This window comes from Micromonospora sp. NPDC047134, from assembly GCF_040643455.1.
Classification (GTDB): Bacteria; Actinomycetota; Actinomycetes; order Mycobacteriales; family Micromonosporaceae; genus Micromonospora.
In genome coordinates, this window is sequence record NZ_JBEYUI010000014.1 from 22,418 (window position 1) to 40,847 (window position 18,430).

Annotated in this window: 18 protein-coding genes; 5 read left to right on the forward strand and 13 right to left on the reverse strand. The window is 71.2% G+C overall.

The features are described from left to right. Positions 1–2: 2 nt before the first annotated feature. Genes ABZ795_RS17895 through ABZ795_RS17910 form a run of 4 tightly spaced genes read right to left on the reverse strand, consistent with a single transcriptional unit; the run spans position 3 to position 4,906 of the window. Positions 3–1,979, reverse strand: a complete 1,977-nt coding sequence (locus ABZ795_RS17895; RefSeq protein ID WP_357531162.1) for an anthranilate synthase family protein — start codon at positions 1,977–1,979, stop codon at positions 3–5. Then, complete coding sequence (locus ABZ795_RS17900; RefSeq protein ID WP_357531163.1) at positions 1,976–2,623, reverse strand: isochorismatase family protein; 648 nt, start codon at positions 2,621–2,623, stop codon at positions 1,976–1,978. Before ABZ795_RS17900 ends, ABZ795_RS17895 begins: the two co-directional genes overlap by 4 nt. Positions 2,624–2,661: 38 nt before the next feature. Beyond that, positions 2,662–3,420: a 2,3-dihydro-2,3-dihydroxybenzoate dehydrogenase gene (locus tag ABZ795_RS17905; RefSeq protein ID WP_327022922.1), complete on the reverse strand. Its 759-nt coding sequence runs from the start codon at positions 3,418–3,420 to the stop codon at positions 2,662–2,664. A 1-nt stretch (position 3,421) separates the two neighbouring features. Continuing rightward, complete coding sequence (locus tag ABZ795_RS17910; protein ID WP_357531164.1) at positions 3,422–4,906, reverse strand: amidohydrolase family protein; 1,485 nt, start codon at positions 4,904–4,906, stop codon at positions 3,422–3,424. A gap of 138 nt (positions 4,907–5,044) precedes the next feature. Here ABZ795_RS17910 and ABZ795_RS17915 point away from each other — a divergent pair, with 138 nt between their 5' ends. Next, complete coding sequence (locus ABZ795_RS17915; protein ID WP_327022920.1) at positions 5,045–5,665, forward strand: CGNR zinc finger domain-containing protein; 621 nt, start codon at positions 5,045–5,047, stop codon at positions 5,663–5,665. 4 nt (positions 5,666–5,669) lie between these two features. Here ABZ795_RS17915 and ABZ795_RS17920 read toward each other — a convergent pair whose 3' ends face one another. The 8 genes from ABZ795_RS17920 to lysW are packed head-to-tail and all read right to left on the reverse strand — an operon-like array spanning position 5,670 to position 12,530. Next, positions 5,670–5,834 carry a hypothetical protein gene (locus tag ABZ795_RS17920; RefSeq protein ID WP_327022919.1) on the reverse strand — a complete coding sequence of 55 codons (165 nt, stop codon included), beginning with the start codon at positions 5,832–5,834 and terminating at the stop codon, positions 5,670–5,672. A 44-nt stretch (positions 5,835–5,878) separates the two neighbouring features. After that, positions 5,879–7,024 carry an acyl-CoA dehydrogenase family protein gene (locus tag ABZ795_RS17925; protein WP_357531165.1) on the reverse strand — a complete coding sequence of 382 codons (1,146 nt, stop codon included), beginning with the start codon at positions 7,022–7,024 and terminating at the stop codon, positions 5,879–5,881. Positions 7,025–7,026: 2 nt separating this feature from the next. Beyond that, positions 7,027–8,613, reverse strand: a complete 1,587-nt coding sequence (locus tag ABZ795_RS17930; RefSeq protein WP_327022917.1) for an AMP-binding protein — start codon at positions 8,611–8,613, stop codon at positions 7,027–7,029. Then, positions 8,610–9,581: a transketolase C-terminal domain-containing protein gene (locus tag ABZ795_RS17935; RefSeq protein ID WP_327022916.1), complete on the reverse strand. Its 972-nt coding sequence runs from the start codon at positions 9,579–9,581 to the stop codon at positions 8,610–8,612. Before ABZ795_RS17935 ends, ABZ795_RS17930 begins: the two co-directional genes overlap by 4 nt. Continuing rightward, a complete protein-coding gene (locus ABZ795_RS17940) occupies positions 9,578–10,414 on the reverse strand; it encodes a transketolase (RefSeq protein ID WP_327022915.1) in 837 nt (278 codons plus the stop codon). Before ABZ795_RS17940 ends, ABZ795_RS17935 begins: the two co-directional genes overlap by 4 nt. Before the next feature lie 35 nt (positions 10,415–10,449). Next, on the reverse strand, positions 10,450–11,475 hold the full coding sequence (gene argC, locus ABZ795_RS17945; RefSeq protein WP_327022914.1) for an N-acetyl-gamma-glutamyl-phosphate reductase: 1,026 nt from the start codon (positions 11,473–11,475) through the stop codon (positions 10,450–10,452). Beyond that, complete coding sequence (locus tag ABZ795_RS17950) at positions 11,472–12,332, reverse strand: RimK family alpha-L-glutamate ligase (protein ID WP_357531166.1); 861 nt, start codon at positions 12,330–12,332, stop codon at positions 11,472–11,474. Before ABZ795_RS17950 ends, argC begins: the two co-directional genes overlap by 4 nt. A gap of 15 nt (positions 12,333–12,347) precedes the next feature. Beyond that, on the reverse strand, positions 12,348–12,530 hold the full coding sequence (gene lysW, locus ABZ795_RS17955) for a lysine biosynthesis protein LysW (RefSeq protein WP_327022912.1): 183 nt from the start codon (positions 12,528–12,530) through the stop codon (positions 12,348–12,350). A 237-nt stretch (positions 12,531–12,767) separates the two neighbouring features. Here lysW and ABZ795_RS17960 point away from each other — a divergent pair, with 237 nt between their 5' ends. Genes ABZ795_RS17960 through ABZ795_RS17975 form a run of 4 tightly spaced genes read left to right on the forward strand, consistent with a single transcriptional unit; the run spans position 12,768 to position 17,182 of the window. Beyond that, positions 12,768–13,601 carry a family 3 encapsulin nanocompartment shell protein gene (locus ABZ795_RS17960; protein ID WP_357531167.1) on the forward strand — a complete coding sequence of 278 codons (834 nt, stop codon included), beginning with the start codon at positions 12,768–12,770 and terminating at the stop codon, positions 13,599–13,601. Then, positions 13,594–14,523, forward strand: coding sequence for a sulfotransferase (locus tag ABZ795_RS17965; protein ID WP_357531168.1), 930 nt, complete (start codon positions 13,594–13,596; stop codon positions 14,521–14,523). Before ABZ795_RS17960 ends, ABZ795_RS17965 begins: the two co-directional genes overlap by 8 nt. Before the next feature lie 5 nt (positions 14,524–14,528). Next, positions 14,529–15,296 (forward strand): SDR family oxidoreductase, encoded by a 768-nt coding sequence (locus ABZ795_RS17970; protein ID WP_327022909.1) that lies wholly within the window; start codon positions 14,529–14,531, stop codon positions 15,294–15,296. Positions 15,297–15,307: 11 nt separating this feature from the next. After that, positions 15,308–17,182, forward strand: a complete 1,875-nt coding sequence (locus ABZ795_RS17975; protein ID WP_357531169.1) for a M20/M25/M40 family metallo-hydrolase — start codon at positions 15,308–15,310, stop codon at positions 17,180–17,182. Between the two features lie 168 nt (positions 17,183–17,350). On the opposite strand, the gene ABZ795_RS17980 is transcribed toward ABZ795_RS17975, so the two are convergent. Beyond that, positions 17,351–18,223 carry a LysR substrate-binding domain-containing protein gene (locus ABZ795_RS17980; RefSeq protein ID WP_327022907.1) on the reverse strand — a complete coding sequence of 291 codons (873 nt, stop codon included), beginning with the start codon at positions 18,221–18,223 and terminating at the stop codon, positions 17,351–17,353. Between the last annotated feature and the right edge of the window lie 207 nt (positions 18,224–18,430).

Below are 18,430 nucleotides of genomic sequence, written 5' to 3' on the forward strand. Positions count from 1 at the left end.
GTTCATCTCCTCGCCGTCGCTTGCACCGTTGCCTCCGAGGCTAGGAATCCGGTCGAGGTGGCTACAAGGGATCGGTGATCAGCAATGCTTTTCACTCTCTGCGGCAGTACTTCACCGAGCAGTTCACCGATGATCCGAATGCCGCCGGGGGTCAGCACGGATTCCGGGTGGAACTGCACCGAGGCGAATCCGGGACCGATCAGCCCGTGCACCTCGCCGCTGTCCGCCTCGCGCAACACCGTGATCGCCCCCGGCCGGTCCGGGCTGGTGATCTCCGGCGTCGGGCTCTGAGCGGCGAAGGTGTTGTAGAAGCCGACCAGTTCGGTGCGGTGCCGGAACGGGATCCGCCGCTGGGTGCCCTGGTTGGGGAAGGGGATCCGGGTCACCTCCAGGCCCAGCACGGTGCTGAGCACCTGGTGGCCCAGACAGATGGCGAAGAAGGGCACCCCCAGGGCGAGCAGCCGCCGGGCCGCCGTCCGCAGGGTCATGATCTTGTGGTCGGTGAACTGCCGGGGGTCCCCGGGCCCGGGGCCGAGCACCACCAGATCGTGCCGGTCCAGGTCGTACGCTTCGTCGAAGCGGCGTACCTCCACCTCGAAACCGAGGGCCACCAGGGCGTGCCGGAGCATCTCCGTGAAGGTGTCCTCGGCGTCGATCACGAGCACCCGGCGGCCGGCCAGCCCGGGCTGGATCCGATCCCGGTCCTCCGGGTCGTCGAACCAGAAGTCGGCCAGGGGCCGGTTGCGGGTGGCCAGGGCGTGCCGGATCGAGGGGTGCAGACCCACCGAGGTGTCCGGCCAGGTGGCGGGGGCACCCGGCTGGTCGGCCAGGGCCTCCAGCAGCCCGGCCGCCTTGGCCCGGGTCTCGGCCGCCTCGGTGACCGGCTGGGAGTCGCGGACCAGGGTGGCACCCACCCCGATCCGCATCCGGCCGGCCAGGTCGATGTCGGCCGTACGGATCAGGATCGCCGAGTCGAGCTGCCGGGCACCCTCGGAGTCCCGGCCGATCAACGCGATCAGCCCGGCGTAGTAGTCCCGCCCCCCGGGCTCGTACCGGGCGACCACCCGGCAGGCGCTCTCCAGGGGACCCCCCACCACGGTCGGGGCGAACAGGGTCTCCCGCAGGATGTCCCGGACATCCCGGGTGCTGCGCCCCTCGATCAGGTACTCGGTGTGGGCCACCCGGGCCATCTGCTTGAGCTGCGGACCGATCGCCCGGGCACCCCGGTCGCAGATCCGGCCCATCATCTTCAGTTCCTCGTCGAGCACCATGGACAGCTCGTTGGCCTCCTTGGCGTCCGCCAGGAAGTCGAGCATCCCGGCCAGGTGGGGGCCGCCGGGCGGATACCGGTAGGTCCCGCTGATCGGGTTCATCGTCACCGTGCCGGCGTCCAGGGTGACGTGCCGTTCCGGGGAGGAACCGATCAGGGTGCGCTCGCCGGTGTGCACCAGGAAGGTCCAGTGGGCCCCCGGATCCCGGCCGAGCAGGCGACGGAAGAAGATCAGGGCGGTCCGCGTCGACCAGCCGGTGATCTCGGTGTGGAAGGACCTTTTGAGTACGAAGTTGGCCCCGGCCCCGGTGCCGATCTCGTCGTCGATCACCTGCTGCACCAGGGCGGCGTACTCGTCGTCGTCCAGGTCGAAGTGGCCGCCGTCGTACTCGATCGGGGCCTGGGGCAGGGTGGCCAGCACCTCGGCGATCGGCAGCCGTTGCTGTTCGGTCACCGCGATGGTGACCAGGGGTGCCGCGTCGTCCGGGGCCTCGAAGCCGCGCTCGCGGATCTGCCGGTACGGCAGGATCGCCAGCAGGTCGTGCCGGGCCCCGGTGCCCCCCTCGACGGGCAGGGGGATGTCGGCGATCCGCTCCACCGTGTCCGCCGTACCGATGATCAGGTCGATGGTGTCGGGGTCGTGGCCGGGCCGGTGCAGCAGGGCGAAGGAGGGCCCGTCCGGGGCGGTGACCCGTTCCAGCCAGGTCATCGCGGTGCCCCCTGCATCATGGCCAGGGCGGTGCGGGTGGAGACGGTCACCGAGCAGCGGGAGGCCGCGTACTCCAACGCCAGGCGGTGGAACTCCGGGGTGAAGTCGGCGATGGCGTCGGCCACCACGAAGGTCTGGATGTCGTTGGAGAAGCCCTCGTGGGCGGTCATCAGGATGCCGACATGGGCGTACACCCCGCAGATGACCAGCTGGTCGCGACCCAGGTCGCGGAGCTGGTCGAGCAGACCGGTCCGGCAGAAGGCGCTGGGCCGCCACTTGGTGTGTACGACATCCGGCCCGGCCGGGGCCAGCTGGTCGATGATCGCCCGGTGTTGCGGGTCGGCGCTCATCCCGCTGCCCCAGAAGTCCTTCAGCAGGCCACGCTGCCGGTCGTCCATCCCACCCGGCTGAGCGGTGTAGGTGACCGGTGCGCCGGCCGCGGTGAAGGCCTCCCGCAGCGCCTGGACGTTGGGCACCAGCTCGCTGACCGGTGACTGGGTGGCCGAGAAGGGTTGCAGGAAGTAGCGCTGCATGTCGTGGATCAGCAGCACCGCCCGGGCGGGATCGATGATCCACCGTACGGTGTTGACCGGCAGTTCGTGTTCGGCCGGCATCGGGTACGGCGCGATCGCGGGGATCGACATGGGGGCCTCCGTGGTCTCCAGGGTTTCGTGGGGCAGGGTCAGGCGCCGAGCGACGCACCGCCGTCGACGACCAGTTCGTGCAGGGTGATGTGGGACGCCCGGTCCGACAGCAGGAACAGCACCGCCGCGGCGATGTCCGCGGGACTGGCCAGCCGGCCCAGCGGAATGCCCACCCGGAAGGTGTCCGCGGTGCCCTCGATGGAGATCCGCCGGGCGTCATCGTCGGCCCAGAGGGAGGTCAGCATCGGGGTGTCCGTGGAGCCGGGCGCGACCACGTTGCACCGGATGCCGTGCCCGGCCACCTCCAGCCCGAGCACCTTGGTGAAGCTGGTGGCCGCCGCCTTGGAGGCCGCGTAGGCACCCATGTGCCAGCGCGGCACCGCGGTGGCGTTGGAGGCGACCGTGACGATCACCCCGAAGCGGCGGGGCACCATCGCCCGGGCGACCGCCCGGCTGACATGGAACACCCCGGTCGTGTTGACCGCGAAGGTGTTGTTCCAGTCCTCGTCGGTGAGCTCGGTGGCCGCTGCGGTACGCAGGATCCCGGCCGCGTTGACCAGGTAACCGATCCCACCCAGCTCCCGCTCGACCTGGTCGATCACCTCGTCGACCTCGGCGCTGACGGAGACGTCGACCGGATAGGCGCGCACCCCCTCGACCTCGTCGGCCAGTTCCTTCAGGGCCACCGGGTTGCGATCCAGCGCCGCGACCGCGACCCCGGCCGCGGCCAGGGCCCGGACGACGGCCGCGCCGATGCCTCCCGCGGCCCCGGTCACCACTGCTGTTCCGCTCGTCATGTCAATCGCCTTCCGTGTTGGTGGCTCGGCGGATCCACTGCGCCACGACCCCGGGATCGACCCCCAGGCGACGTATCGAGAAGGAGGCGAGAGCGTCCAGGTACTGCGCCTGCAGGTCGCTCTCGTCGAGGTCGACCGGCCGCCCGCCACGCACCCGGACCTGCCCGGCGACCAGCACGGTGTCCACGTCCTGGGAGCCGCCCAGAGCCAGGAAGCCCTCCAACGGGCGGGGATTGAGCAGGTACCGCCAGTCCTGGGTACGGATCAGCTGGATGTCGGCCTGGTGGCCGGGCTCCAGGCTGCCGATGCCGGCCCAGTCCAGCCCTCGGGCCGGGATCCGGGTGGCCATCGCCAGGGCGTCGGTGGGCCGGACCTCGGTCGGGTCCGCGGACATCTCGTTGAGTTGCTGCCAGACGGCCCGCATGTTCTCCGCCATGCCGCCCACCGGCAGGGGTGCGCCGTCGGTGGACAGGGACACGTCCAGTCCGGCCCGACGGAAGTGCGGCATGGCCCGGGTCTCGGTCACCGTGGCCTCGCCGGCCGGGCCGTACTTGGCCGGTGAGTAGCTGATGTGCGCGTTTGCGGCCACCAGCATCTTGCGTTCGTCCTCGTCGGCGAAGGCGCAGTGCACCGCCATGAACCGGTCCGAGAGCAGCCCCAGGTCGGCGAAGCGGCGGACCGGGGTGGCGCCGAAGTAGGTCCGGGACACCTCCACCTCGTTGCGCAGCGCGCCGACATGGGTGGCGAAGGGCAGGTCGTGACGCCGGACGAGTTCGGCGAAGCCGGCCCCCAGCTCGTCGGTCATGTTCAGGCTGTAGACCGCGGTGGGACGGGCCCGGAGCAGGCCGGTGGTGTCCCCGGCCAGGTCCCGGACCACCTCCTCGATGCCGGCCAGCACCAGGTCGGCGTCCCGGGTGCGACGGAAGCGGGTCTCCCCGGGCGCGCACCGGGCGTCACTGGCCCAGGTGCTGATCGAGCAGCGCATGCCCAGGCTCCGGGCGGCGGCGGCCAGGGCGGTCGGGTGGTTGAAGGATCCGACGTCGCCCAGGGTGGTGACCCCGGACCGCAGCTGGGTCCACATCGAGTACCGCGCGATCGCGGTCGCCTCGTCCGGGGTGAGATCCGTGATCAGGTCGGTGAAGTCGTCGAAGGCCCCGGAGATCGCCCGGACATCGCCGCCCAGGGCCATGAAGACCGGCCGGTCCTCCCGGTCGCTGGGGGAGCGCAGCGCCCCCTTGAACGGGAAGCGCATCGCGAACATCTCGTGCCAGTGCGGGTTCACGAAGCCGGGCAGGATCATCATGCCCCGGGCGTCCAGCACCCTGAGTTCCGCGCGCTGCTGCGGTAGCAGCGTCGCCTCCACCTCCTCGGTCGGACCGACGGCGGCGATCCGGTCGCCGGTGACCAGGACCGCGCCGTCGGGCAGCACCCGATGCTCGTCATCGGCCGGGTAGAGGCTGCCGCCTCGGATCAGCAGTGTCGTCACGATGCGTCCCTCCGTCGCCGGTCGGTTACCAGCAAAACGCTATGGCGGTAACATGAGGCGGACAAGGGAGCCGCTATTAGCGCAACTACTCGACTTGAGCGCTACCGATGTATTTGAATAGCCGGTAGAGTTCGCGGAATGAGAGGACAGCCCGGAGGTAGGACGGCCGCACCGGACGGACTGGCATTGGTGCAGGCCTTCATCAACAGCGTCAATGTCGAATTCGGGCCGGACGAGTTCGCCGATCTGGCGGGGTTCGCCCGCTGGCTGGCCCGCAACGGCTGGCCCGAGGTGCAACCGGACGAGCTCGACCGGCGGGACGCGATCGCCCTGCGGGAGGCCCTGCGGGCCCTGGCCCGGGAACACAACGGCGGGCCGCCGGCGACGACGGCCCGCCGCACGGTGGCCCACATCTCGGCCGGGTGCCCACTGGTGGTCGGCTTCGCTCAGGACGACGGTGACCCGGCACTGCTACCCACCCAGGACGGGGTACGGGGAGTGCTGGCCACCGTGCTGGCCGCGGTTACCCGGTCCGTGGTCGAGGGCACCTGGCCACGACTCAAGGCATGTCACGAGCACCGCTGCGAATGGGTCTTCTACGACCGGTCCCGCAATCGCAGCAGTCGGTGGTGTTCGATGGACATCTGCGGGGTCCGGGCCAAGATGCGGGTCTACCGACAGGGGCGGCGTCAGGCCGAGCGGGAACCGGCCCCGGAGGCCACCGCCGCGGCGGCGACCCCGAGGCCGGGGGTCAGCTGACCGGTCACCCCGACCAGGTCCGGTCCGCGTGTCGTTCCCAGACGCAGTAACCGTTGCCCCGCAGTCGGCGCAGCACCTTCAGGTGCCGGCGCGCCGATCCCCGGCGTGACTCCAGGATCGCCTTCAGGTAGCGGCGCCGTTCCTCCACGATCGCTTCCGCCCTGGTCATGTCCCACCCCTGTCCTTCCTATCCGTCGAAGTTCCCTTCTCGGGTCACGGTGCGCGTTCCCGGCCGAGCAGGTGCCGGGCCACGACGAGCTTCGTGGCGGCGGCGGTTCCGTCGGCCAGTTGCAGACCCACGACATCGCGCAGGCGCTGGGCCATCGGCCCGTCCTCCGACCAGCCCAGGTGCCCCAAGGTCAGCAGGGACTGGTGCACCGCCTCCATGGCGGCCTTGGGGGCCCACCACTTGGCCATGTTGGCCGGCAGCCGAGGGTCACCACCGGTGTCCGCCGCAGTCAGCGCCTCGAAGGCGACCAGCCGCGCGGCGTGCATCATCGTCAGGTGTTCCACCAGCGGGAAGGTCACCGCCTGGAAGCGGCTCAGGGGCTGCCCGAAGGCCTCCCGTCCCCCGGCATGGGCGAAGGCGGCGTCCAGGGCGGCCCGACCGACCGCGATGGCCATCAGGGCGATGTACGCCCGGGACACCCCGAACCCGCGCATCACCTGGACGAACCCCATCCCTTCGGCGCCGACCAGGTCGGCGGGGGAGAGCCGGACCTCCTCCAGCAGGATGCGCCCCCGCCCTCCGGAGCGGCAGCCCAGATCGGACTGCCCCTCGACCCGTACCCCCGGGGTGTCCAGGGACAGATAGAAGGCGCTGATCCCGCGCGGCCCCGCACCCCCGGTGCGGACGAACAGCAGGGCGTGGGTGGCGTACACCGCTGCCATGATCGAGGTCTTCTCGCCGCTGACCACCCAGCCCTCGCCCTCCGGGCGGGCCCGCATCCCGATGTTGGCGGCGTCCGTGCCGTGCTCCGGCTCGGTCAGGGCCAGGGCCACCACGGACTCGCCCCGGGCGATCGGCGGCAACCAGCGGGCCAACTGTTCCTCGGTGGCGTTGGCGGCCAGCACCCCGCCGACCAGGGCGGCGTTCAGCACCGGGAAGCACACCGACAGGTCGGCGGCGGCCAGTTCCTCCAGGGCCAGGCCGACATAGGCCGTATCCAGGCCACGACCGCCGTAACCGGTGGGTATGCGCAGTCCGAACAGGCCGGTGGCGGCGATCTCGGTGAGCAGGCCCTCGCGGTACCGCCCGGCCCGGTCGCTCTGCACCCGGAAGGGTGCGACCCGCTCGCTGGCGAACGCGCGGATCTCCTTGGCGAAAAGGTCCTGATCGGTAGAGAGGTGGAAATCCATCGTTACCCCCTGACGCGTTCGCGCAGCACGAACTTCTGGATCTTGCCGGACGGGGTGCGGGGAAGGGCCGGCAGCAGCTCGACCCGTTCGGGCCAGAACTGCTTGGCCATCCCCAGGCCGGCCAGATGGGTCCGGACCTCGTCCAGGGTCACCGGCGGACCGCCGGTGACCAGCACCGCGCAGGCCCGCTCGCCCAGGCGGTCGTCCGGATAGCCGACCACGGCCACATCGCGGATCGCCTCGTGGCGCAGCAGGGCCGCCTCCACCTCCACCACGGGGATGTTCTCCGCCCCGCGCATGATGATGTCCTTGACCCGACCGGTGATCCGGATGCCGCCGTATCCGTCGTCACGCGCCAGGTCCCCGGTGTCGAACCAGCCGTCCGGGGTGACCGAGGCGGCATAGGTCTCCGATCGACGGAAGTAGCCCAGGCACTGGCTGGCGCCCCGCACCTGGAGCAACCCGGAGGTGCCCGACGGGACCGGCCGGCCGGTCTCCCGGTCGACGATCCGCACCTGCATCCCGGGCACCGGGGTGCCGTCACTCTCCGCTGCCCGCAGTGGGGGTTCCTCCGGCCGGGTGATCGTCACGCAGCCGTTCTCCGACATGCCCCACAGGGCGTACAGGCGGCAGCCCAGCACCTCCCGGGCGTCCTCGACCAGCTTCGGGGCGATCGGGGCGCTGCCGGTGGCGAAGGTGCGCAGCGCGGAGAGGTCGCGCGGGCGGGCCCGCTGTTCCTCGATCAGATCGGACAGGAAGGTCGGCGCCCCCATGAAGAAGGTGACCCCGTGCTCCTGCATGATCCGCAGCATTGCGGCCGGGTTCCAGGCGTCCACCTGCACGGCCGTTCCCCCCAGCAGCAGCGGCATCACCAGGTTCCAGGTGTAGCCGGCCTGGTGGGTGGTGGGTGACCCCATCGCGGTGACCTCGTCGCCGGTCAGGTGCAGCACCTGGGCCTGGGCCCGGTTCATCGCGTCCATGGTGCGATGGCTGTGCACCACGCCCTTGGGCTCACCGGTGGTGCCGGAGGTGAAGATGACCTGGGCCGGGTCGTCCGGGTCCGGCGCCAGGGCGGCCAGGTCGATCGGGGGCGCCGGGCGGAGCAGGTCGATGTCGAAGTCCAGGGTCCCCGCCTCGCCGGCGGCGCAGTGGTGCCCGTCGTGCAGCAGCACCCGGTGACGGAGGGTGGGCACGGCCGCCGCCACGGCGGCGCTCATGTCCGCGTACGAGAATCCGCGGAACTCGGCCGCGGCCACGTACACCGGGCTCTGGGTCAACCGGGTCATGAACTCGACCTCGCGCTGGCGCATGATCGGCACCACCGGTCCGGCCACCGCCCCGATCCGGGCACAGGCCAGGATCATCGCCACCAGTTGCCAGGAGTTCGGCAGTTGCAGGGTGACCACCTCGCCCCGGCGTACCCCCAGGCGGACCAGGTTGGTGGCCAGCCGGTCGACCCGGTCGGCCAGGTCGGCGTAGGTGAGGGCCTCGGCGGTGTCGCCCCGGTAGCAGATCAGGGCGGTCCGGTCCGGCCGGTGGGCCGCCCAGTGGTGCAGCAGCTGCGGCAGGGTCTGGCCGGGCGGCATCATCGCGTACCTCCGATGGGGTGAACCGGCCGGCGCAGGGCCGCGCGGACCTTGGCGGCGACGGCGGCGGAGGTGACCCCGGCGTAATCGAGCAGGAAACGCTGGCCCCCGGAGACGTCGATGAAGGAGTCCGGCATGGCGATCCGGTGCACGGGCACCGGCAGGGTCTCGGCCAGGGCCTCGGTGACCGCGCTGCCCAGACCACCGGCCGCCCAGTGTTCCTCCACGGTCACCACCAGGCCGGTGATGCTCGCCGCGGCCAGGATGGTCGGGACGTCCAGGGGCTTGAGGGTGTGCACGTTCAACACCGCGGCCCGGATGCCGTCCCGGTGCAGCAGGTCGGCGGCCTCCAGGGCGGCCAGCAGCGGGTACGGCCCACAGGCCGCGATGGTCACATCCGTGCCGGCCCGGACCTGCTGGACCGTGCCGAGTCGGGGCGGAGGCCCGGCGGGCAGGGCCGGGGTCGCGTTGCGCCCCAGCCGCAGGTAGACCGGCCCCGGCACCCCGGCCGCCTGCCGGACCAGCTCCCGGGTCTGGGTGGCGTCGGCCGGCACCACCACGGTCATGTTCGGCAGGGCCCGCATCACCGCCAGGTCCTCAAGGGCGTGGTGGGTGGGGCCGAGGTGCCCGGCGGACACCCCGCAGTGGGTGGCCGCGATGCGTACCGGGGCGTTGGTCAGGGCGATGTCCACCTTGACCGCGTCCAGGGCCCGGGCCGAGGCGAAGGCCGCCATGGTGTTCACCCACGGCATCCGCCCGGCCCGGGCCAGTCCGGCCGCGGCGCCCATCAGGGTGTGTTCGGCGATGCCCACGTTCAGGTACCGGTTGGCGGTCGGGCCGAAGTCCACCCCCTTGAACAGGCCGGTGTCGCTGTCCAGGCAGACCACCCGATCATCCAGGGCCATCAGCTCGACCAGGGTGTCCCGGTAGGTCTCCCGGGAGGCGGGCGGGGCGACGGCGGGGGCGGTCACGACCGGCTCCGGCGCAGCACGGCCATCGCCTTGTGGTACTGCCGTTCCTTGAGGGCCACGTAGTGACTGCGCAGGTCCCCCTCGAGGTAGGGCAGGCCCTTGCCCTTCACGGTGTGCGCGATGACCAGGGTGGGGCGACCCTGCTCGGCGGGGGCCTCCAGGGCGGCCGTCAGCGCCTCGACGTCGTGCCCGTCCACCTCGTGGACGGTCCACCCGAAGGCCCGCCAGCGCTGCGCCATCGGCCCCAGCCGGCTGACCTGCTCGGTGCCGCCGGTGATCTGCAACTGGTTGCGGTCGATGATCGCGGTGAGGTTGTCCAGGCCATGATGGGAGGCCACCCCGGCGGCCTCCCAGACCGACCCCTCCTGGGTCTCACCGTCCCCCATCACCACGAAGCAGCGACGGGCGCTGCCGTCCAGCCGGGCGGCCAGGGCGTACCCGATGCCCAGGGCCAACCCGTGGCCCAGGGAGCCGGAGGGGGCCTCCACCCCCGGCACCCCCGGGTGCGGATGGGCCATGAAGTGTCCGCCGGGCACGGAGTACTCGGCCAGGCGCTCGGCCGGGAAGTAGCCGGCCTCGGCCAGGGTGGCGTACAGCCCGATGCCGCCGTGTCCCTTGCTGAGCAGCAGGATGTCCCGATCCGGGGCCTGGGGGTCGGCCGGGTCCACGCGCATGACCCGCAGGTAGAGGGTGGCCAGGATCTCGACCAGGGACATCGAACCGCCCAGGTGCCCACCGTCCGGGCAGGCACACATGGTGACGATGCTCTCCCGGATCCGGGTCGTTCTCTGCGTCAGATCGGTGCTGGGTGGCGATGCGACAGCGATGCTCATGCCCGTCCTTCCGTCCGATATGTGGGTGGGGCTGCTCAGTTGGGGTGCAGGCCGGTGAACTCCAGGCCCTGCCGCTCCGGCAGGCCCAGGCGGATGTTCATGCACTGCACGGCGTTGCCGGCACCGCCCTTGACCAGGTTGTCCAGGGCACTGATCACGGTCACCTGGGGTGCGCCGGGGTCGATCGCGAAGCCGACGTCGCAGAAGTTCGACCCGGAGAGGATCTTGGCGTCCGGGAACCGGTGCAGGCCGCGCCGATGTGCCACCACCCGGACGAAGGGTTCGTCCCGGTAGACCGTGCGGTAGGCCGCGCGGATCTTCCGCTCGTCCACCTCCTTGGTCACCTTCACCCGAGCCAGCAGCTGCACCCCCCGGACGGCCTCCACCCCGGTGGCCGTCATCCGGACCGGCAGGCCGGTGACCTGGGAGATCTCCGCCTCGTGGCGGTGCCGGGTGGGCGCGAAGACCCGCAGGGCGCCGCTGCGTTCGGCGTGCAGGTTCGCCGGTCCGGCGGTGTTGCCGGCCCCGCTCGACCCGGTGCGGGCGTCGATCGCCACCTCTCCCTCGATCAACCCGGCCCGGGCCAGTGGGGCCAGGGCCAGGATGCCGGCGTTGGCCATGCAGCCCGGCACGCTGATCCGGTCCGCGGTACGCAGCCGTCCCCGGTGGTACTCCGGGATGCCGGGTACGAAGGTGTCCAGCAGGTCGGGGGCGGTGTGCGCCACCCCGTAGTAGTCGGCGTAGGTGTCGGTGCAGCCCAGCCGGAAGTCACCGGACAGGTCGATCACCACCTCGGCCCGGTCCAGGAACTCCGGCATCCGCTGCATGGTCTCCCGGTGCGGGGTGGCCAGGAACAACACGTCGTACCGGTCGAGTTGGTCCTCGCCGACGAACGAGAGCTTGGTGCGCCCGCGCAGGTTGGGATGCACCCCGTCGACCAGCCGGCCGCCGAGCCGCCGGGAGGTGGCCGCCGCCAGTTCGATCCCGGGATGGGCGCTCAGCAGGCGCAACAGTTCCCCGCCGATGTAACCGGCCGCTCCGATCACCGCTACCCTTTTCATGCCTCCGCCTTCGTGATGAGCAGGTCCGCGATGGCCCCGGCGACATCGATGTCGCCGTGCGCGGACTCGAACCCGCGAAACTCGACCCGGTCGTTGACCTCGAGCACCGTCAGGCGGCCGTCGCCGTCCTCGATGAGGTCCACCCCGGCGATGTCGGCGCCCACCGCGGCGGCTGCCGCGACCGCCAGCCGCGCCAGCTCCGGCCCGAGGTGGCAGGGTTCGCTGACCGCCCCCCGGGCCACGTTGGTGCGCCAGTCCTCGCCTCGGCGCCAGGTGGCGCCCAGAGCGCGTCCGCCGACCACGGCGACCCGGATGTCCCGGTCCGCCTTGGGCACCAGTTCCTGTACGTAGACGATGTGGGACTGCGGCGACGGCAGGGCCGCCACATGCTCCAGCACGGCACCGGCCATCGCCTCGTCGGTGACCCGGGTGACCAGCCGGCCCCAGGAACCGACCAGGGGTTTGATCACTGCGGGGTAGCCGACCTCGGCCAACGCCTTCAGACCCGCCTCCGGGGTCATCGCCAGGGCCGTCCGGGGGGTCGGCAACCCGTGCCGCAGCAGTGCCGCCGAGGTCAGCCACTTGTCACCGCTCAGGTGGGTGGCAGCAGCCGTGTTCACCACCCGGGCACCGGCCGCCTCCAGGGCTTCGGCCGCGTACCAGGCCCGGTAGTGCCCGACCTCGCGGTTGAGCACTACCCGGCCGGCGTACCGGTCGGTGGCCGCGGTCACGGACAACGACCGGGAATCCAGGTGGGTGAACCGGCTGCCGCGCCGATCCAGCGCGGCCATGATCCTTTTTTCCTCGTACCGCACCCGCGAGGCGAGTACGACGAGATCGGGGGGAGAGGTGTCCATGACCGCGTCTCCGCTCTACTCGCCCCAGTCCTCTTCGACCTCCGGTGCGGTGCTCAGGACCGGTGGCCGGACAGAGGTGATCTCCAGGTCGGAACGGCAGTCCGTGCACTCGATGATCTCGCTTACCAGGGCGTCGTCGCCCACGTAGATCTCCGCCATGCACTCGGGGCACTCGGCGCCGCTTATGACGTTTTGCATCTCGCCTCCCTTGATCGATGTGATTGATTTCCTGTTAACAATCTAAGCGCCACTCACATCGACCTCCAATAAGGACACTGTTTCACCGATCCGCTGAACGCTTATCGGCCTCGCCAATAAGGAGCGCTTCTCGTGTTCGGGTCCGATGCATCTGCATGCGTGATTAGGCTCGCCAAAACGCCCAGTACACATGGAGGGAAAATGCGCGGAACTGCGTTTGCCCCGACCCTGGACAGCTTGGGTCAGTCCGACCGGAGCCCGGGAGAGGTGTTCGCGGCCGCGGTCCGCGACACCCCCGGGGACGAGATCACGGTGCGGTACAGCCTGCACCTGCCGGCGGCGTTCCCCCTGTTCGCGTCCCGCCCCCGGTACACCGTCCGGCACCTGATGAAGACCGCGAACGTGCCGGACGAGCCGACCCCGTTCGTGTACGAGCCGCCGGCCGGTCGGCTGGAGTCCGGGTCCACCTACGCGACCACCCCGGAGGCGGCCTTCGCGCCCCGGTTGACCCGGGCCGGGCTGACCGACCTCAGTGTCACCGTGCCGCTGCCGGCCGGCCTGCTCGACGAGCCCGAACTGCTGGCCACCTTCGTGGACCTGCGGGTGCTGGTCCGGCTCTCCGCCCGGGAGAACGACGCCCTGCTCAACGGCACGGAGGACGGGGTGATCCAGGGCCTGCTCCGGCAGCCCGGAACCCGCCGCCGTACCGCCGAGCCCGACCTGGTGACCGCGGTGACCGCGGCCGCCGCGGACGTGGAGAACACCGGTGGCTCCTGCGACGGCATCGTGGCGCACCCGGACGTCTACTGGCAGCTGGTCCGCCACGGCGCCCTGGGCCGGCTCAACGCCGCCGGGATCACGGTCTCCCGGACCCGGATGATTCCCCCCACCCGCCTGCTGCTCGGCGACTTCAGCGCCGCGACCACCCTGCTGCTGCCCGGGGTCAGCTCCCTGGCGGTACGCCCCGGCGCGGGCCCGGAGGGGGGCGACCTGATCGTGGCCACCACCCGGGTCGGCCTGGCGGTCCGCCTGCCGCAGCACCTGATGATCATGGAGCTGGGCGATGGCTGAACCACGGGTGCTCTACCTGACCGGTTGGCTGCGCAGCGGCAGCACCATGCTCGGCAACGTGCTCAACGAGCTGCCCGGGGTGCTGCACGTCGGCGAACTGCACTACCTGTGGCGCAACGGGGTGCTGACCGACGGCACCAACTCCAGTTGCGGCTGCGGGCGCACCCTGACCGACTGCGACCTGTGGGCCAGTGCCCTGGGCGGCGGCCACCAGACCACCGTCCGGGTCGACTCCGCCCGCCGTACCCTCCGGCTTCAGGGGTCCCTGCTGCGGACCCGGCACACCCCGGCCCGCCTGCGGGAGGTACGCCGGGGGGTCCGCAACCCGGAGGTCGACGAGGTGGTCGGGCAGACCGCGGACATCTACCGGCTGCTGGCCGACCGGGGCGGTGAACGGCTGATCATCGACGGGTCGAAGTACCCCGCCGAGGCGGCCACCCTGCTGGGCCGCTCCGATCTCGATGTCCGGGTGCTGCACATCGTGCGCGACCCCCGACCCACCGCCTTCTCCTTCCTGAAGGCCAAGGAGTACATCGACCCGATGAGCCCGGCCCGCAGCAGCGGGTTCTGGACCGCCTTCAACCTGGCCTCCGAACTGGTCGGACGGCAGGCCGGGGAGCGGTACCTGCGGGTGCGGCACGAGGACCTCTGCGTCCGGCCCCAGGAGACCATCGACGAGGTGATGCGCTTCGCCGGATTGGCGGGTCCCTCCCCGGTGGATGCGGCCGGTCGGGTGGTGCTGCACCCCAACCACACCGTCACCGGTAACCCGGACCGGCTGGTCAGCGGCGCCACCGTGATCCGGGGGGACGACCGCTGGCGGACCGGGATGACCCCGGCCCAGATCGCGGTGGCCACCGCGCCCGCCCTGCCGCTGCTCGCCCGCTACGGCTACCCACTGGTGCCTCGAACCGAGGGATGACGCTCATGGATCTGGGACTCCAGGGACGGGTGGCGATGGTGGCGGCAGCCAGCAGCGGGCTCGGCCTGGCCGTGGCCCGGGCCCTGGCCGGAGAAGGGGCACACGTCTCCATCTGCGGCCGGGACCCGGCCAGACTGGCCCGAGCACACGCGGAGGTGGCCGCCTGCGGCCCCGGCCAGGTGTTCAGCATGCCGGTGGACCTCACCGACGAGACCGCCGCCGCCGGTTGGGTCGAACGCACCGCCGAGGCGTACGGACGGCTGGACATCGTGGTGACGAACACCGGCGGGGTGCAGTTCGGGCCGGTGGACAGCTTCCGGGTCCCGGACTTCCGGGAGGCCGTGGAGGGCAATCTGCTTCCGCACATCAGCGTCACCCTGGCCGCCCTGCCACACGTGCGGCGCAACGGCTGGGGGCGACTGCTGATGATCACCTCGGAGTCGGTGCGGCAACCGCACCCGGAGAGCGGCCTGTCCTCGGTCGCCCGCCTGGGGCTGCTCGGCTACATGAAGGGCCTGGTGGAGGCGCTGGGGTCGGCCGGGGTGACCGTCAACGTGATCGCACCCGGCTTCCACCGCACCCCCATCCTCGATCAACAGTTCGGCGTCGATGTCGAGGTCGAGATCGCCAAGGTCGCCGAGCGGATCCCGCTCGGTCGGGTCGGCGATGTCGCGGACTTCGGCGCGCTGGTCAGCTTCCTGGCCGGCGAACAGGCCGCGTACATCACCGGCTCCGTCGTGGTGGCTGACGGCGGCAACACCCGTGGACTCTGAAGGAGAAGGGCATGTCAGCACTGGGATTCGCCGCCAACAGCCGCCAGGACCCCCTCTACGTGATCAAACTCGGTAGCGCGACCCTGGCCCACGAACGGGTCTTCGACGAGTTGGCCGACCTGCGGGCCCGGGGGGCCCGACTGCTCGTGGTGGTGGGCGGGGCCGAGGGCATCCGTCAGCACTACGCCGAGATCGGTCGACCGATCCGCACCCTGACCCTGGCCAACGGGGACGAGGTGCGGTACTGCCCGCCGGAGGAACTGCCGTACATCGTGCAGGCGTACCGCTCGGTGACCCTGCGCCGGATCGCCGAGGCCGCCGCCGCCCGTGGGCTGACCGCCTTCACCGCGGTGGCCGCCGACGGGGCGCTGGTGACCGGGCGGCCCAACCCGCCGGTCAAGGTCACCGCCGAGGGGCGTACCCGGGTGGTCCGCGACCATCGGGCCGGCCGGGTCGCCGAGGTGGCCACCGACCGGCTGCAAACCCTGCTGGACGCCTTCGACATGGTCTGTGTCTGCGCCCCGGTGGCCGATCCGGGCCACGCACCGCTGAATGTGGACGCCGATGTGCTCGCCGCCGAGCTGGCCAACGCCCTGGCCGCCGACCATCTGCGGCTGGTGACCGGCACCCCGGGCCTGCTCCGGGACCCGACGGACCCGACGGACCGGATCACCGACGCGGTCGCCGGCGAGACCGGCAGGTACGCCAAGGGCCGGATGCGGCAGAAGGTCCGGGCCGCGGAGATCGCCCTGGCCGGCCCGGCTGACGTGGCCATCACCGGCCCGCACACCCTGAGTCCGGCCACCGGCACCCGGTTCTGGCGCGCCCCGGCCCCGGCCCCCGACCTGGAGCTGCTGGCCCGCGCCACGGAGATCTCCTCGGTCTCCGGCGACGAGCGGGAACTGGCCGAGTACCTGGTCGACTGGTGCACCACCCGAGGGCTGTACGCCCGCATCGACGACCTGGGCAACCTGGTGGTCACCCGGGGGGAGGGGGGTCGGCACCGGTTGCTGATGCTCGCCCACCTGGACACCGTGCCGTACCGCTGGCCGGCCCGCTGGGAGGGCGAGACCCTGTACGGCCGGGGCAGTGTCGACGCCAAGGGCTGCCTGACGGCCTTCCTGGAGGTCCTGGCCGAGACGGCGGTGCCGCCGGACTGTGAGATCCGGGTGGTGGGTGCCGTCGAGGAGGAGATCACCGCGAAGGGGGCCTTCCATGTGCGCGACCATTACCCGGCCGATGCCGTCATCGTCGGCGAGCCGAGCGGGGCGGCTGCGCTGACGGTCGGCTACTACGGGTTGCTCAAGGCCCGGCTCACCGTCAGCCACCCGGTCGGCCACACCGCCGGGCGGGGGGTCAGCACCGCGGCCGACCGACTCCACGAGCACCTGGCGGCGATCCGGGATCGGCTCGCCGAGGTGGCCCCGGAGGCCATGCTGGCCGTGCTGGGGGTGCGGGCGGGCAACGCCGGGGACCGTCAGCAGGGTGAGGCCCTGTTAGACATCCGGGTGCCGCCCACGGCCTCGGTGCAGGATCTGGTCGCCCTGATCCGGGAGACCGCGCCGGATGCCCAACCGCAGATCCTGCGGGCCACCCCCGGGGTCCTCACCCCACGCAGCACCCCGCTGGTGAAGGCGTTCTCCCGAGCCTTCCGGGAGCAGGATCTGGTGCCGCGATTCCTGGCCAAGAAGGGCAGTAGCGACATGAACACCCTCGCCACCACCTGGCAGGGCATTCCGATGGTCGCCTACGGACCGGGCGACGCCACCCTGGATCACACCCCCCACGAGCATCTTCCGGCCGCGCAGTTGCGTACCGCGCGGCAGGTTCTGAAGATCGCGGTACGGAACTGGCTGACCGCCCGGACCCCGCAGGCGGTCCGCTGAACCCTGGGTACCCGGCCCGGGGTCACCGCGCGATGGCGTAGGTGACCCCGGGTCTCAGGGTCTGCGGCGGCCGGTCTGTGCCGGCGGTCCACTGGGCCGCAGCCCACTGGAACAGACGGCCGGGCACGCCGCAGGCCCGACCGAATCCGGTCGGGCCTGGTCGCGGTGCTACTCGGCGAAGGGATATCCGGCCAGGGCGTTCTGGAGGACCCGCCGGGCGGTACGGACGAAGGGAGGGGTTCCGGCGTTGGCGGAGACCGCCATGGTGACCGGAATCGGTCCGGGCGGCGCGGGCAGGTCGTCGGGGCCGGTACGCGGCAGCCCCCACAACCGGTCACCGTTGTCGATCAGGCAGGTGATGCCGAGGCCGGCTTTGGTGGCGGCACGCAGGCCGACCAGCTCGGAGCCCTCGTACCCCACCCGCCAGGGCACCGCCGCGGCGTTGAACAGGTCGACCACCCGGCTGCGCAGGGTGCTCGGCTCGGTGAACAGGGTGACCGGCAGCGCGGCGCCCTCGCCGTACACCGGCCTGCCGAACCAGTCCATCTTCAGATGGCCGAGTTCGTGGGTCACCGGGGCGCGCGGGGGACAGGGCTGGAGCAACAGGGCCAGGTCCAGCTGCCCGCTGACGACCTGCCCTTCCAGGGTCTCACTGAGACCGGTTCGTACGCTGATTCTGGTGTGCGGCATCCGGTACGACAGCGAGGCGAGGATCTCCGGCAGGGCCTCGGCCAGTTGGTCGTCGACGCCGATGGAGAGTCGGGTGTCGCCGGTCGGCGGCATGAACCGCTCGACCACCTCGTCGTTGACCGCGACCAGCCGGCGGGCGTACCCGAGCAGTTCCTCTCCGGAGGTGCTGAGCCGCAGATCGCGGCCGGTGGAGAGGAATACCGGCTCCTTGATGAGCGAGCTCAGCTGACGGATCTGTTGGCTGATGGCGGGCTGGGTGACGTGCAGCGCCTCAGCTGCCCGCCGGAAGCCTCCGAGATCCACCACGGTCACCAGCGCACGGAGCCTGTTGATTTGCAGGTCGTGGTGCATGATTCCTCGCAAACATGCTTGTCGACTGTGATGCGAGGTGCGGCATCAATTCCCACAATCGTAGGTTTGCGTCCGGCCGTATTCATACACCTCAGTTCATGAGCTGGGTGTGAAATTCTCACACCCAGCCGGTGAGGAGAAAACTATCGACCGGGTGGGCCGCTGTCGATAATTGATCCCATAAGTCGTACGCAGTGGATCACAGCA